We start from the raw sequence: 14,013 nt of genomic DNA, 5'->3' as shown, positions 1-14,013 counted from the left end.
GCCCAGCGACACCGGGCCCTCCGAGGACGGCGGGCAGTCCGAGGACGGCGGGCCGCCGACGGCCGGGGCCGAGTCCCCGAACGTGACCGCGGTGGTGACCCCGGAACCCCCCGCAGTGGCGCTGGGTGAGGACGTGCCCGTCGTGGTGCACGTGGCCAACGAAGCGCTCGACGGACAGGGCGTTGCGCCGGTGAGCGGTGCCGTCCTCACCGCGACCGTGGCCGGCTCGGCGGCGGAGCTGGTGGAGGACGGCCCCGGCTGCGAGCTGACGTCGGGGTCGCTCAGCTGCGAGCTCGAGACCCTCGACGTCGGCGGAAGCGCCGACCTCACACTCATGCTGCGCGGGGTCACGTCCGGGTCCGTGGACGTCAACGTCAGGGTCGAGTCGCCCGAGGGCACGCTCCTGGCCGACCTGACCACTTCGCTCCCCGTGGTCTGCGTGGTGCCCGACGTCCAGGGGTGGCCCCTCGAGGACGCCGAAGGCCAGCTGAGCACGCACGGACTGGTGTCCGAGCGCGTCCTGGTGGAGCAGGGTTTGCAGTCCGAGATGGTCGTGGGGCAGGACCCCGCGCCCTCCACCCCGGTCGACTGCGGCAGCACCGTGACCCTCACCTACTCGACGCTCGGCTGAGGAGACAGACCATGACCAGAGACGAACCCCGCAACGAGATCCACGCAACCGTCAGCCAGGTCAGCGGTGGCCAGGTCGCGATCGGCGGGACGGTGAGCCAGACCAGCACCACGGTCGGCTCCTCGGCCCCGAGCGCGACCGACCTGGACGACCTGATGCGTCAGTTCGAGGCGTTGCGCCACGAGGTGCTCGCCGACCCGGACACCCCGGACGCCGCCGCCGACAAGCTGGACGAGCTGAAGGACGCGGTGACCGCGGAGAAGCCGGAGCTCTCCACCATGGAGTACGTGCGCGACTGGTTCGTCAAGCACGCACCGAAGTTCGTCGGCGCCGTCACGGCGCTGGTGGTCAACCCGGTTGTCGGGGCGCTGGTGGGAGCGGCGGGCGAGGCCCTCGCGGCGGAGTTCAAGCGACGCTTCCAGGTGTGAACCGCAGAGGCGCTCAGGTGGGGCCGGCGTCGTAGCCGACTTCCGCGTGGCGGCCAGGGACCACCCAGGGACGACGGTCGGCGAAGGTGCGCTGCCAGCTGCTCGTCGGAGTGGTCGCGGAAGCCGAGGGCCGCGTCGTCGAGGACGACCAGGTCGGGATGTCGACACGTCGAGCGCCACCGCCCGCGTCCACTGCAGGCTCCCGGCGATCCCGGACACCAGGTCGGACAGGAGTTAGTACGGTCCCAACGCGGGGTCGGCAGGCCCGGAACACCCCGCGTTGGGACCGTACTAACTCGGTGGGGGCTTCGGGCGTGCTCGACTGCTGCCCGATCGGCTAGCGTGGAATGACATGACCGAACGCGAGGAGTTCCTGACCTGGGTCAGGAACGAGCTGTACCCAGCGGAGCTCGCCCTGCACAACGGTGATGCCGCGCCTCGGCGGGCACTGTGGTCCCGCAACGAGCCGGTGAGCGTTCTGGGGGCCTGGCGGAACGCCCGAGGTCAGCAGGAGGTCGACGAGCTGTTCGCCTTCCTGGGCGCCAGCTTCTCCCACTGCACGGCGTTCGAGGTCGACCTGCAGGCCTACGACGTCGTCGGCGACATGGCGTACACGGCCGGGCTCGAGCACACCTCCGCCTCGGTGGACGGTGAGCCGCGCACCTACACGTTGCGGGCCACTCAGGTGTACCGCCGGGAGCAGGGCGCGTGGAGGGTCGTCCACCGCCACGGAGACACCGTCACGGGGTGAGTGGTGGACCCGCGACCCGGCGCCCGGCTGGCGCACCTGGACCGGCTGAAGATCCTGCTCACCGCCGGTGTGATCGTCGCCCACGCGGCGATGAGCTACGGCGCCGCCGGGACCTGGCTCTACGAGGAGGACTCGCTCTCAGGGGGCAGCGAGCTGCTGCTCAGTGTGGCCGTCGGCGGGGGCGTGATGTTCGTCCTCGGGCTGTTCTTCCTCATCGCCGGGCTGCTCACCACGGGTCCTCTGGTACGACGGGGCCCGCGACGCTTCCTGGTGTCCAGGCTGCTCCGCCTCGGCGTCCCGGTGCTGGCGTACGCCCTCGTCGTGTGGCCGGTGCTGCAGTGGCTTGTGGACGTCGTGGAGGGCGACGCGCCGGGGCTGTGGGCGTTCTACCGCCGGGAGTTCTCCGGGTCGATGTGGCACTCGCGGGGGACCGGACCGATGTGGTTCGTCCTGGTCCTGCTGCTCATCACTGTCGGCTGGTGCCTGTGGCGCTGGTGGGTGCCCGCCCGGCCGTCGGCCACCCCCGCGGGACGGACCGTGCTGACCGCCGGCGCTGCGGTCGCGGTCGGGACGTTCCTCGTGCGCACGCGGTTCCCCATCGACTCGGCTCAGTTCCTGGACGTGCACCTGTGGATCTGGCCGCAGGCGGTGTCGTTGTTCGTCCTCGGTGCGGTGGGTGCGGAGCGCGGCTGGATCACGCCGGTGCCGGCCCGGGTCCTGCGCGGCTGCCGGGTGGCGCTGGTCCTGGCGGTGGCCACCCTCGCTGTGCTGATCCCGCTCTCCGACGGCCCGGAGCCGTTCAAGGGCGGCTGGCACTGGGAGGCCGCGGGGATGGCCGCGTGCGAGGGCGCCGTGTCGGTCGGGTTGTCCGTGCTGGTCCTGGACTGGTCCCGACGCCACGTGGTGGCCCACGGCCGGTTCGAGCGGGCCGCCGCGGCGTCCGCCTACGGCGCGTTCGTGGCCCAGGGACCGGTGCTGGTGCTGTGCGCCCTGCTCCTGCGCCCCCTGGGCTGGGCGGCCGAGGCGAAGTTCGTGGTGCTGGCGCTGGTGGGCGTTCTGGGGTCCTTCGCCATCGGCTGGGCGTTCCACGTCCTGGGCCGACGGTTCGCCGGGTCCGCCCACTACCGTGAGCGCTCCCGGTCCAGCGGGTAGCGGCGCTGCAGGACCAGCGCCAGGCACATGAGTACGGCGGGCAGCAGGGAGAACGCCAGCCGGACCGCGGTGACCGCCGAGTCGGACTGGGCGACGGTCTCCCCGGCCTGCGTGGAGACGAAGCCGCCCAGGGCCAGCGCCCCGGCGTACAGGTAGGGCCCGAGTGCGGCGCCGGTCGCCTCGGTCGCCGTCCACAGCCCGGTGAACGCGCCGGCGTTGCGCTGCCCCGCCTCACCCGCGGCCTTGACCGTGTCGGGAAGCATCGAGAACGGGAAGAGCTGCATGCCCGCGAAGGCGACACCGAGCAGCAGCATGCTGGGCAGCACGTAGGGCAGCCCCCCGGGCCGGCCCAGGAGGAGCAGCAGCGCGCCGACCAGGAACATCCCCTGCGCGAGCAGCAGCAGGCGCTGCTTGCCGTACCTGCGGGAGATCCGCGCCCACAGCGGGGTCGCGACCAGTGCGGGGCCCACGAAGCAGACGAACAGGACGGTGGTGAGCTTGGCGTTCTCCAGGACGTACTCGGTGTAGAACGGGGTCCCGGCCAGGAGCAGGTGCGTGGTCGTCGACATCACCAGGTAGGAGCACATCAGCCAGAAGAACGGCTGGTTCGACCAGGCCACGGCGAAGCGCTCCCGCAGGGTGAGCACGTGGCTGCCCTCGGAGCCGAGCGGGGAGGGTGGCACCTCTCCCTCCAGGCGGCGGACGCCGGCGATGCCGGAGAACATCGTCGCCAGCATCACCACGCCGAGCACGATCGACATGGTCAGGTAGTCGCCGCGGGTGCCGGTCTCCTGGTCGGCAAGCAGCGGCGCGAGCGCGCCACCGATCAGGATGCCGAGCGTGAGCACGACCATCCGGAACCCCATCAGCCGGGTGCGCTGGTGGTAGCCCGTGGCGATGTCGGAGGGCACCGACAGGTAGGGCACCTGGTAGGCCGCGAACAGCGTGTTGGCGAGCACGAAGAACAGGGCGACCCAGAGCGCGGCCCATGCGCCCAGCAGGGGGCTGGGAGCGGCGAACAGCAGCACGAACGCCACCGGCAGGGTGAGGGTCCCGACCGCGAGCATCGCGACCCGGGAGCCGCTGCGGCGCCTCCCCGCGTCCGAGACGCTGCCGACGAACGGGTGGACGACCACGTCCACGATCTTCGGCAGCAGGAGTGCGACCCCGGCGAGCCAGGCGTCCACGTCGCACACGTTGGTCAGGTAGTAGAGCAGCAGCAGGCCGGGCACGGTGACGTAGATGCCCATCCCGAACGAGCCCCCGGCGAACCACAGCAGGCTGCCCCGCGCCAGCGGCGTCTCGGGGTCGTACGACGCGTCCGGAGACCTCCGCGCGGACGGCTGTGCGCTCATCGTGGTGCTCCTGTCCTCCCGGCTGTGCGGACGGCTACGCCACGGTAGCGTGAGCCACGTCGCAGGGGAGGCGGTCACATGGCGCAACGGGACCTGACCGGGAGCCGCGCCGTGGTCACCGGCGCCGCCGGGACCTTCGGCCGCGCGATCGGCGACGCCCTGCGCGCCCGCGGGGTGCGTGTCGTCGGCCTGGACCTGACGGCCTCCGCGGATGCCGCTGCGCCCGTGCTCGCCTGCGACGTGACCGACGACGACTCCGTGGCCACCGCCTGTGCGGAGGCGGTCGACCGGCTCGGGGGCCTGGACCTGCTGGTCAACAACGCCGGGGTCGGCGGACCCGCGCCGGCCACCGAGCCGCCGGGCGAGGTGGTGCGCCGCCAGCTCGAGGTGAACCTCCTCGGCACCTGGCGGGTGACCGCGGCCTGCACGCCCGCCCTGGTGGAGTCGCGGGGCCGGGTGGTGATGGTGGCCTCACGGATGGCGGTGATGGCGCTGCCCCTGGCTGCGGCGTACGGCGTGTCGAAGCGCGGTCTGGTCGCGTACGCCGACGCGCTGCGGCTGGAGCTGGCGCCGGCCGTCTCGGTCACCACCGTGTACCCCAGCATGGTGCGCAGCCCGATCCACGACTCCACGGCCGCCGCCGGGCTCAGCCTCGAGGGCGCCTCGCAGTTCGAGCCGCTGGAGGGCGTGGTGGCCACCGTGGTGCGGGCCTGCGCAGCCCGCCGGGCACACCGCGACCTGGCGACGTGCCGGCGGGTGGGCGCCGAGATGTTCCTGGCCCGGCACCTGCCCGCGGTCGCCGACCGCGTGGTGCTGCGCCGGGTGGGGGAGCGGATCCGGGCCGGCGCGTTCGACGACGCCCCGCTCGCGGCGGGGATGGTGTCCCGGCACCGCACCGCCGGCCGTCGCGGCCGGGAGGACTGAGGGAGAGGGAGGGACCGATGGGTCAGCTCAGCGGAGGACAGCGCATCGCCCGGATGCTGGCGGCCGAGGGGGTCGAGGTGGTCTTCGGGATCATCGACGGCACCTACTTCGGTCTCTACTCACACCTGCGGGACCACGGGATCGGTCTGGTCTCGCCGCGGCACGAGACCTCCGCGGTGCACATGGCGGCGGCGTACGCCCGGCTGACCGGCCGCCTGGGTGTCGCGATCGCCAGCAACGGCCCCGGCGTGGCGAACGCGCTCCCCGGTGTCGCCGTCGAGAACGGCGAGGGGAACCGGGTGCTGCTGATCACGAGCTGGCGTCGGCACGGCATCGTGGGGCCGGACCGCGGCGGCGCCTACCAGTACTTCGACCAGCCGGCGGTGATCCGTCCGATGGCCAAGTGGAGCGGCGCGGCGACCTCCTTCGAGCGGGTCCCCGAGCTGCTCAACCGAGCCTTCCGGATCAGCTGGCGGGGCCGTCCCGGTGTCGTGCACCTGACGGTGCCCGAGGACGTGATGAACGGAGCCTTCGACGAGCCGCCCTTCGGGGAGGTGGGCCCGGAGCGGTACCGCCGGACCGCGCCTCTGGAGCCGGCGCCGGAGCTGGTCGTCGCCGCCGCCGACCTGCTGGCCGGCGCCGAGGCTCCCCTCGTGCACGCCGGCAGCGGGGTGCTGCACGCCGAGGCGGCCGCGGAGCTGCGCCGGGTGGCCGAGCTGCTGGCAGCACCCGTGACCACCAGCTGGGCCGCGCGCGACGTCGTCGACGAGCGCCTCGACTGGTCCCTGCCGATGTCCTACACCGACCTGAACACCAAGGCGCGCAACGACGCCGACGTCGTGCTGGCTGTCGGGACCCGCTTCGGCGAGACCGACTGGTGGGGCAAGGCGCCGTACTGGCGCCGCGCCACCGAGCAGCGGCTGGTGCAGGTCGACGTCGACGAGGAGGTCCTGGGCCTGAACAAGCCGGTCGACGTGGCCGTGCTGGCCGACGCCAGGGTGTTCCTCTCCCGGCTGGCCGACGAGCTCGCCGGCCGCGACCTCGCCGCGGTGCTGCCCGGCCGGAGGGCGCGGGTCGCGGGGTACGCCGGGGAGAAGGCCGCCGCCCGGGCCGCGCTCGACGCGGGCGTCCCTGCCGGCGGCGAGGTGATCCACTCCGGGCAGCTGGCGCCGGCGGTGCAGGAGGTGTTCCCGGACGACACCGTGCTGGTGGTGGACGGCGGGAACACCGCGATCTGGGCCAACCTGTTCCACGAGGTGCGGGTCCCGCACACGATGATGTCGACGTACAAGTTCGGCATGCTCGGGGCAGGCGTCCCGCACGCGCTCGGGGCCAAGGTGGCGCTCCCCGACCGGGCCGTCGTCTGCGTCACCGGTGACGGCGCCTTCGGCTTCCACCCCCAGGAGATCGAGACAGCGGTCCGCAACCACCTGCCGGTGGTGGTGGTCGTCGCGGTGGACCGGGCGTGGGGGATGGTGAAGGTCAACCAGGAGTTCGCGCTGGACGCCGAGCGGCTGCTCACCGAGGGCGGGCTGCCCGACGAGGAGCGGATCAACACCGATCTGGGGGAGATCCGCTACGACCTGATGGCCGAGAGCATGGGGGCGCTGGGGTTCCACGTGACCCGACCGGCCGACCTGCGGCCGGCGCTGGAGCAGGCCCGGGACTCCGGCCGGCCGTCCGTGCTGCACGTCGAGGTCGACCACACCGCGCACAAGTTCGCCCCCAGCCTGCTGACGTTCAAGGAGATGCACCAGGAGCCGGCCGGGTGACGGGGCGGTCGTGATCACGCCCGACCTGGCCCGGCGGCTCGGCGACGCCGGCATCGCCTGGGTGCCCGCGAACGGCGACCGGTTCATGGTGCCGGACCGGGACCTGGACGACATGGTGTTCGTGGTGAGCGAGATGGTGGTGGAGGTGCAGCACCTGGAGATGGGCGCGCTGCTGCGGTTCAACGGCACCACCGAGTGGGCGCTGGACAGCATCCAGCAGAGCGAGGTGGTGTGGCTGCCCCGGGAGGAGCAGCTGCGGGCCTTGCTGGGCGAGCGGTTCCTGGCGCTGCGCCGGGGTGCCGAGGGTTTCGAGGTCGACGTCGACGTCGGCCGGACCTACGTGGACCCGGACGCCGAGTGTGCCTACGCCCGGGCCGTGCTGGGTGTCCGGGGGGAGCCCGGGAGGAGGTGACCGGCCGGCTCAGGTCTCCTCGGCCAGCACCTTCTCCGCCGACACCCGTCCCGCCTCGTACAGCGCCTCACCACGGGAGAAGTCCATCGCGGAGCGCAGTCGGCGCACGGCGCTCATCGGCAGCGAGATGACCCGGACGTGGGCGTCGTGCTCGGCCTCCTCGGTGGCCTCCGCCTGGGCCGCCATCGCCATCGCGAACCCTGTCGCCACGGGGTCGAGGCTGCCGGGGTGGTAGCTGCGCGTCGCCCGCACCGCACCGGCGACGTCGAGCACCCAGACCCGTGCGGGCCGGTGCGCCAGGGCCATGTCCACCGGGACCATGCAGCGCACCCCCCCGTCGACGTGGGTGCCGGGTCGGGTCGGCGCCGCCTCCGGGCTGAGCCGGACCGGCGGGAACACCCCCGGGATGGCGGCTGAGGCCAGCAGCAGGTCGACCGCGGATCCGGCGCGGTGGAGCACCGCCGTCCCGGTCCGCAGGTGCGTGGTCACGACACCGCACGGCGTGGGCGCGTCCTCGAGCCGCTCGTACCTCAGGTTGCCGGCGATGACCGTGCGCAGCCCGGCGGGGGAGGAGAGGCCGGAGCGGCCCCGCAGCAGGTTGGCGGCCCGATGGGTCGTGGTGCCGAAGACGTGGCGCGTGGTGAGCTCCAGCCAGATGGTGGCGAGGGTCGAGGCTCCCCGCGGGGTGGGGTCGGCGGCGAAGAAGCTGGCGTTGATCGCCCCTGCCGACGTACCCAGGACCATGGCCGGCCGGACACCGGCACGGCTCAGCGCCTCCAGCATGCCGACCTGGGCGGCCCCCAGCGCGGCCCCTCCGGACAGCACGATGACCTCGCCTCCGGGCGGCAGCGGCACGGCGTGGACGATCGGCTCCACCGACCGGCGGGTCACCGTCACCCTGGCCGCGGCGACGACGGCTCCGAGTGGAGATACCGCCATCGGCGCCTCCGGTGCTACCGCTGAGCGGGTGGGCGATCGCCCACCCGGCGCGAGGTTCCCGCACCTTCATGGTAGGCGGGTAGGTGCGCCGGCTGGGGCGATCCGCCGCGAGGGATCCGCCACACCCTCAGGCGGGCCGGGTGGCCTCGATGCTGGCCGAGGCGACGTAGTCGGCCAGGTCGAGCCCCGGCGCCCAGGTCGTGACGACCTCTCGGCTGTGGTCGAGCGGGGTGACGTGGAGGTCGGCGAACCCGGCCTGCTCGAGCATGGTGCACGTCTGCGCAGCGGTGGCGGCGCCGGCGACGCACCCGGCGTACAGGGCGAGGTCGCCCCGGACCTCCTCGGGCAGCTCGGCGAACGCGACCACGTCGGAGACGGCCAGGCGGCCCCCGGGGCGCAGCACGCGGAAGGCCTCCGCGAACACCGCCTGCTTGTCGGGCGAGAGGTTGATGACGCAGTTGGAGATGACCACGTCCACGCTGGCATCGGCCACGGGGAGGTGCTCGATCTCGCCCAGGCGGAAGTCGACGTTCCGGTAGCCGGCGGTCCGGGCGTTCGCGCGCGCCTTGGCGAGCATCTCGGGGGTCATGTCGACCCCGATCACGAGACCCTCCTCGCCGACGGCCCGGGCCGCGAGGAAGACGTCGAACCCGGCCCCGCAGCCCAGGTCGAGCACGGTCATGCCCGGCTCGAGCCGGGCCAGCGCCTGCGGGTTGCCGCAGCCGAGACCGAGGTCGGCACCGTCAGGCACGGCCGTGAGATCGTCCGGGGTGTAGCCGAGGGACAGGGAGACCGGCTGCGGGCCGCCTCCGCAGCAGCCTGAGCCGGCGGCCGATGCGACAGCGGCGTAGTGCTCCCGGACGGTGTCGCGGAGCTGCTCCGGGTCGCGGCTGGTCTCGGTGGTGGGCATGGGCGACCTCCTGGCGTCGACTGGTACCAATATAGACGGCTGTCGAAACAAGGAGAAGGAGGTGCCACCCACGGGCCCGTGGTCAGCAGCACTCGATGCGTGGTGCCCTCGCGTCACAGCAGTCCCGCGGCCCGAGCTCCGCGACGAACATCGACACCACCACCAGCAGGCCGCCCACCCAGCCTGCCGGTGGGAGGTCCTCACTACCGAGGGCGGTCGCGATGACCGCGGCGAACACGGGCTCCAGGGTCATCACCACCGCCGCGCTGGTGGCCGAGAGTGCGCTCTGTGCCCACGCCTGGACGCCGAACCCCAGGCAGGTGGCGACGATTGCGACGTAGACCAGCGCCCGCCAGGCGCCGCCGGACTCCGGGACCGCGGCCTGCCCGGCGAGGAGGGACACGACCCATGACGCCGCCGCGGCCACCCCGACCGACCAGGCGGTCAGGCCGTAGGCGTTCGCCGGGGTCGCCCACTGGCTGAGCCCGGCGACGTGGACGGCGAAGCAGACCGCGCCGGCGAGCGTGAGAACGGCCCCGAGGGTCGGTGAGCCACCACCGCCGCGGGTGAGCAGGGCGAGGCCGACCCCCGCAAGCGCCACTGCCGCCCAGCCCGCGGCGCCGATCCTGGCGCCGAACGCCACGGCCGCCACCAGCGGGATGAGCATGACCGACGCCCCGGTGAGGAACCCGGAGACTCCCGCAGCCGTGTGCTGCAGCCCGGTGGTCTGCAGCAGGAAGCCGGCCGCGACGAACAGCCCGAGCAGCGTGGCACGCTGCCGCTCGTGGCGGCTCAGGGCCCGTAGCCGACCTGGCCGCACCGATGCGAGGACGACCGCCGCGATGCCGAAGCGCCAGGCCACGAAGCTCGTGGGAGCCACGTCGGTCAGGGACTCCTTGGTGACCAGGAAGGTCGACCCCCACACCGCCGTCGCCGCCGTCAGGGCCGCCAGAGCAGGCAGCCGGCGCTGGGTGACGGTGGCGCTGGTCGACACGGCTCCAGGATCGCGGAGAGCGGCCGGGTCCGCACGCATCCCGCGGCCCGGCGTGCGGTCGTGCGCCGGGTGTGTCGGCCTGGGCAACATGGGGAGCTGCTCCCGATGCCGGGATCGTGGCCGCGGACGAGGGTGGAGGCACACCGACGGCACCGGGCCGTCGGCGGACACAAGGAGCAGCACATGCAGCGATTCATCATCGAGCGCGAGATCGACGGCGCCGCCGGCCTGACGCAGGAGGACCTGGCCACGATCGCGCGCACGTCCAACGAGGCGGTGGCCTCGCTGGGGGTGCCCTACACCTGGGTCAACAGCTACGTGGCCGGCGACAAGATCTACTGCGTGCACGAGGCGGAGGACGCCCAGGCCATCCTCGAGCACGCGCGCCGCGGCGGGTTCCCCGCTGACCTGGTCTCCGTCGTGGCCAACGAGTTCGGCCCCCACACCGCCGAGCTCGCAGCTGCGGAGTGACCACCGGGCCTGGAGCTCAGCTGGTCGGGGGGAGGGTCGCCGGGTCGAAGGACCTCGGCGGCCCTCCCGCACGCCCTTACCCTGAGTGCGTGGAGCTTCTGGAACGCGACCACGAGCTCGCCGCCCTCGACGCGGCCGTCTCCGGGGCGCGGGACGGTGAAGGATCCGGCATCGCGGTCGCCGGCGAGTCGGGTGCGGGCAAGTCGGCGGTGCTCGACTCGGTGTGTCGCACCCACGCCCAGGTCCGGGTACTGCGAGCCAGCTGCGACCCGCTGCTGACCCCTCGACCACTCGGACCGTTCCGTGACCTGGCCCGGGACGGCGGCCTCGACACGGCGCTCCGACGGGAGGGCGCCCCGCTCGCCGGCGTGTGCGAGGGGGTGTTCGACACGCTGCGCGCACAGCCCACGGTCCTGGTGGTTGAGGACCTGCACTGGATCGACACGGCCTCGGCGGACGTGCTGCGGTTCCTCGCCCGTCGGGTGGGCTCCATGCCGCTCGCGCTCCTGGTGAGCTACCGGGACCACGAGATCGCCCCGCGCCATCCCGTGCTGCCCCTGCTGGGCGACTTCGCGCTTCTTGACGACCTGACGACCCTGCAGCTGGGCCCACTCTCGGTGCACGGCGTGGAGAAGCTGGTCGCCGGGACCCGGCTGGTGCCCGAGCTGGTCCACGCACGCACCGGCGGCAACCCCTTCTTCGTGAGCGAGGTGGCCAAGGACCCCGACCGGCCACTGCCGTCCTCGGTTCGCGACGCGGTGCTCGCCCGGACCGCGGGAGTGGCGCCCGAGGACATCGAGGTGCTGCAGCTGGTGGCCACGGCGCCGGACCGGCTCGACGACCGGGTGCTGCCGGCCCTGGGGGTCGACCTGCCCACGCTGCGCAGGCTCGACGCGACGGGTCTCGTCGTGCGGGCCCGGGGTGGCCTGGTCTTCCGCCACGAGCTCGCCCGGGAGGCCGTCGAGAGCACCATCCCACCCGGCGGCGCTCCCCAGCTGCACGCGCGCCTGCTCGACGCCCTGGAGCAGGTCGGCAGCCGGGAACCGGCCCTGCTCACCCACCACGCGGTCGGTGCCCGCGACCCGGTCCGGACGGCCCGTCACGCGTTGGCGGCCGCCCACGACGCCAGCCGGGCCGGGTCGCACAGCGAGGCCGCCGCCTTCTTCGAGACGGCGCTCAGCCAGTCCGAGGACGTGGCCCCTCGGCAGCGGGCCGACCGGCTGCAGCGACTCAGCTTCGAGCAGTACATGACGAGCCGACTCGGTGAGGCCATCGGGAACGTGCGGGCGACGTTCCCGCTGTGGGAGACAGCCGACGACCGGGTCGGCCTCTCGGCGGCCCACGAGACCTGCGCGATCTTCGAGTACTACAACGCCCACCGTCAGCAGGCCGAAGCCCACGCGGACCTCGCGGCACGCATCGCGCGTGAGGTGGGGTCCGCCGAACGATTCGGTGCCGCTCGCGCGACGCGTGGCTTTCTGGCCTACCTGCGGGGCCAGCTCCAGCTGGCCGAACGGTGCCTGGACGACGCCCGGCGGGTCGCGGCCCCGGAGGGCATGTCGGCGTTGGTGCTGCGGATCGAGCTCGTCCAGGAGCTCGTGGCGCTGGTCGGCGGGGACGCGGCGGCACGCGGCCGGCTGGCGAGCCACATCGAGACCGCCAGGAGCCGGGGATGGGACGAGCTGGCGTCCACCGGCTACTCGCAGCTGTGCAGCCTCGACGTGGAGCAGCGGCGGCTGCGGTCCGCCGAGCACGTCCTGGAGGAGTCGCTCCCCTTCACGGTGGAGCGCGACATCCCGATCTGCCGGCACTGGCAGACCGGCGTCCGGTCCCGCCTGCACTTCGCGCACGGCCACTGGCAGGCCGCCCTCGAGGATGCGACGCGAGTGCTGAACGAGGAGGGCATGCCGGTGGCCACCGTGTGGCCCTCCCTCGTCAACGCCCTCGTCCCGCTGCGCCGGGACGGCGTCCCGGACGCCGAGGGCCACCTGGACCGCGCCTGGTCGCGGGCGGTCCAGATCGACGAGCCGACGGGCATCCTGGCGGTGCTCTCCGCGCTCGCCGAGCAGATGTGGATGACCGGCGAGGACGACCCCCGGGTCACCCAGCGGGCGCCCGACGAGCTGAGGCGGCTCGGCGGCGCCCCGAACGCCCCGTGGGCAGCGGGCGACCTCGCGGTGTGGCTCGACCGGCTCGGCCTGGTGGCCGAGGTGCCCGGGGCGGTGGCCGAACCGTTCGCCCACTCCCTCGCAGGCCGGTACGACGAGGCCGCCTCCTGGTGGCACCGGGCCGGCGAGCCGTTCGCGGAGGCGATGGCCTGGGGCGACTCCGCGGAACCCGGTCGGCGGGTGCGGGCCGTGGAGCTGCTGGACCGGCTCGGTGCGACCGGGACGGCCGACCGTCACCGGGCTAGGCTGCGCCGGGACGGGGTCGCGAGGGTGCCACCCCGCCCGCGGGCCAGAACCCGGGCCAACCCCGCTGGCCTGACCAACCGGCAGCTGGAGGTGGCCAACTTGGTGGCTCGAGGGTTCACCAATGCCGAGATCGCCTCCCGGCTCTACATCTCGCCCAAGACCGCCGACCACCACGTGTCGGCCGTACTGGGCAAGCTCGGCCTCCCGAACCGTCGAGCCGTCGTGGTCCAGTCCGACGAGCTCGGACTGGGGTGAGGACCGTGAGCGAGCGCCGGGTCGGGGCCGCCGTGACCGTCGGGGTGGTCTTCCGTCCCCAGCTGCCTCCCGAAGAGCTCAGGGCCGTGGTCCGGGCCGCCGACGAGGCGCAGGTCGCCGAGCTGTGGCTGTGGGAGGACTGCTTCCTCGAAGGGGGCCTCACCTCCGCCGCCGCCGCGCTCGCGTCGTCCGCGCGGCTGCGGGTGGGCGTGGGGCTGCTCCCTGTGCCGCTGCGCAACCCCGCCCTGCTCGCTATGGAGGTGGCGACGCTGGCCCGGCTGTGGCCGGACCGGCTGATGACGACGCTCGGGCACGGTGTGGGCGAGTGGATGGCCCAGGTCGGAGCGGCGGTCGACTCACCGATGACGCTGCTGCGGGAGTACGCCGGGGCGGTCCGCGACCTCCTCGACGGCCGCCGGGTCGACCTCGAGGGTCGCTACGTCCGGCTCGACGGGGTCGCCCTCGACTGGCCGCCGGCCCGGAGACCGCCGGTGCTCGTGGGCGGTCGGGGACCACGCACGGTCCGCCTTGCCGGCGAGGAGGCCGACGGAGTGCTGCTGGACTCGGTGACCGACCCGGCGACGGTCCGCCGGGCCAGGGCGCTG

Annotated in this window: 14 protein-coding genes; 10 read left to right on the top strand and 4 right to left on the bottom strand. The window is 73.5% G+C overall.

The annotated features are described in order from the left end of the window. The 4 genes from PLP61_RS00360 to PLP61_RS00345 form a co-directional block, all read left to right on the top strand. Nucleotides 1-631, top strand: a 631-nt coding sequence (locus tag PLP61_RS00360) for a PASTA domain-containing protein (RefSeq protein ID WP_324499241.1), incomplete at its 5' end; no start/stop codon positions are given. A gap of 11 nt (nucleotides 632-642) precedes the next feature. Next, complete coding sequence (locus PLP61_RS00355) at nucleotides 643-1,059, top strand: hypothetical protein (protein WP_324499239.1); 417 nt, start codon at nucleotides 643-645, stop codon at nucleotides 1,057-1,059. 352 nt (nucleotides 1,060-1,411) lie between these two features. Beyond that, nucleotides 1,412-1,810, top strand: coding sequence for a nuclear transport factor 2 family protein (locus PLP61_RS00350; protein WP_324499237.1), 399 nt, complete (start codon nucleotides 1,412-1,414; stop codon nucleotides 1,808-1,810). Between the two features lie 3 nt (nucleotides 1,811-1,813). Further along, the gene (locus PLP61_RS00345) at nucleotides 1,814-2,962 is read left to right on the top strand and encodes an acyltransferase family protein (RefSeq protein ID WP_324499235.1); all 1,149 of its coding nucleotides are present in this window, start codon (nucleotides 1,814-1,816) and stop codon (nucleotides 2,960-2,962) included. On the opposite strand, the gene PLP61_RS00340 is transcribed toward PLP61_RS00345, so the two are convergent. Beyond that, entirely contained in the window at nucleotides 2,932-4,317 is a 1,386-nt protein-coding gene (locus PLP61_RS00340; protein WP_324499232.1) for an MFS transporter, read from the bottom strand. The two genes, PLP61_RS00345 and PLP61_RS00340, sit on opposite strands and share 31 nt — an antisense overlap. A gap of 78 nt (nucleotides 4,318-4,395) precedes the next feature. Here PLP61_RS00340 and PLP61_RS00335 point away from each other — a divergent pair, with 78 nt between their 5' ends. From PLP61_RS00335 to PLP61_RS00325, 3 genes are read left to right on the top strand one after another with little or no spacing between them, the layout of a single operon-like run. After that, a complete protein-coding gene (locus PLP61_RS00335) occupies nucleotides 4,396-5,241 on the top strand; it encodes an SDR family NAD(P)-dependent oxidoreductase (protein ID WP_324499230.1) in 846 nt (281 codons plus the stop codon). 17 nt (nucleotides 5,242-5,258) lie between these two features. Then, complete coding sequence (locus PLP61_RS00330; protein ID WP_324499228.1) at nucleotides 5,259-7,013, top strand: thiamine pyrophosphate-binding protein; 1,755 nt, start codon at nucleotides 5,259-5,261, stop codon at nucleotides 7,011-7,013. Between the two features lie 10 nt (nucleotides 7,014-7,023). After that, nucleotides 7,024-7,425, top strand: coding sequence for a pilus assembly protein CpaE (locus PLP61_RS00325; protein WP_324499226.1), 402 nt, complete (start codon nucleotides 7,024-7,026; stop codon nucleotides 7,423-7,425). Nucleotides 7,426-7,434: 9 nt separating this feature from the next. On the opposite strand, the gene PLP61_RS00320 is transcribed toward PLP61_RS00325, so the two are convergent. The 3 genes from PLP61_RS00320 to PLP61_RS00310 form a co-directional block, all read right to left on the bottom strand. Continuing rightward, nucleotides 7,435-8,364, bottom strand: a complete 930-nt coding sequence (locus PLP61_RS00320) for a patatin-like phospholipase family protein (RefSeq protein ID WP_324499224.1) — start codon at nucleotides 8,362-8,364, stop codon at nucleotides 7,435-7,437. A gap of 127 nt (nucleotides 8,365-8,491) precedes the next feature. After that, nucleotides 8,492-9,274, bottom strand: a complete 783-nt coding sequence (locus tag PLP61_RS00315; RefSeq protein ID WP_324499222.1) for an arsenite methyltransferase — start codon at nucleotides 9,272-9,274, stop codon at nucleotides 8,492-8,494. An 82-nt stretch (nucleotides 9,275-9,356) separates the two neighbouring features. Then, complete coding sequence (locus PLP61_RS00310; protein ID WP_324499220.1) at nucleotides 9,357-10,268, bottom strand: DMT family transporter; 912 nt, start codon at nucleotides 10,266-10,268, stop codon at nucleotides 9,357-9,359. A 183-nt stretch (nucleotides 10,269-10,451) separates the two neighbouring features. On the opposite strand from PLP61_RS00310, the gene PLP61_RS00305 reads away from it, so the two are divergent. From PLP61_RS00305 to PLP61_RS00295, 3 genes are all read left to right on the top strand, one after another. Beyond that, entirely contained in the window at nucleotides 10,452-10,739 is a 288-nt protein-coding gene (locus PLP61_RS00305) for a DUF4242 domain-containing protein (protein ID WP_324499218.1), read from the top strand. A gap of 89 nt (nucleotides 10,740-10,828) precedes the next feature. Beyond that, nucleotides 10,829-13,408 carry a helix-turn-helix transcriptional regulator gene (locus tag PLP61_RS00300; protein WP_324499216.1) on the top strand — a complete coding sequence of 860 codons (2,580 nt, stop codon included), beginning with the start codon at nucleotides 10,829-10,831 and terminating at the stop codon, nucleotides 13,406-13,408. A 5-nt stretch (nucleotides 13,409-13,413) separates the two neighbouring features. Next, the coding region (locus PLP61_RS00295) for an LLM class flavin-dependent oxidoreductase (RefSeq protein ID WP_324499214.1) at nucleotides 13,414-14,013 on the top strand (600 nt) is incomplete at its 3' end.

It is taken from the genome of Nocardioides sp. (assembly GCF_035429765.1).
GTDB lineage: Bacteria > Actinomycetota > Actinomycetes > Propionibacteriales > Nocardioidaceae > Nocardioides.
Note: the sequence above shows the minus strand (reverse complement) of the source record. Positions and strands in the feature narration are given on the sequence as shown.

Bases quoted from the DNA above. Each gene is read 5' to 3' on its own strand.
- PLP61_RS00355 (WP_324499239.1), top strand. From the start codon at position 643: ATGACCAGAGACGAACCCCGCAACGAGATCCACGCAACCGTCAGCCAG.
- PLP61_RS00350 (WP_324499237.1), top strand. From the start codon at position 1,412: ATGACCGAACGCGAGGAGTTCCTGACCTGGGTCAGGAACGAGCTGTAC.
- PLP61_RS00340 (WP_324499232.1), bottom strand. From the start codon at position 4,317: ATGAGCGCACAGCCGTCCGCGCGGAGGTCTCCGGACGCGTCGTACGAC.
- PLP61_RS00335 (WP_324499230.1), top strand. From the start codon at position 4,396: ATGGCGCAACGGGACCTGACCGGGAGCCGCGCCGTGGTCACCGGCGCC.
- PLP61_RS00330 (WP_324499228.1), top strand. From the start codon at position 5,259: ATGGGTCAGCTCAGCGGAGGACAGCGCATCGCCCGGATGCTGGCGGCC.
- PLP61_RS00320 (WP_324499224.1), bottom strand. From the start codon at position 8,364: ATGGCGGTATCTCCACTCGGAGCCGTCGTCGCCGCGGCCAGGGTGACG.
- PLP61_RS00315 (WP_324499222.1), bottom strand. From the start codon at position 9,274: ATGCCCACCACCGAGACCAGCCGCGACCCGGAGCAGCTCCGCGACACC.
- PLP61_RS00305 (WP_324499218.1), top strand. From the start codon at position 10,452: ATGCAGCGATTCATCATCGAGCGCGAGATCGACGGCGCCGCCGGCCTG.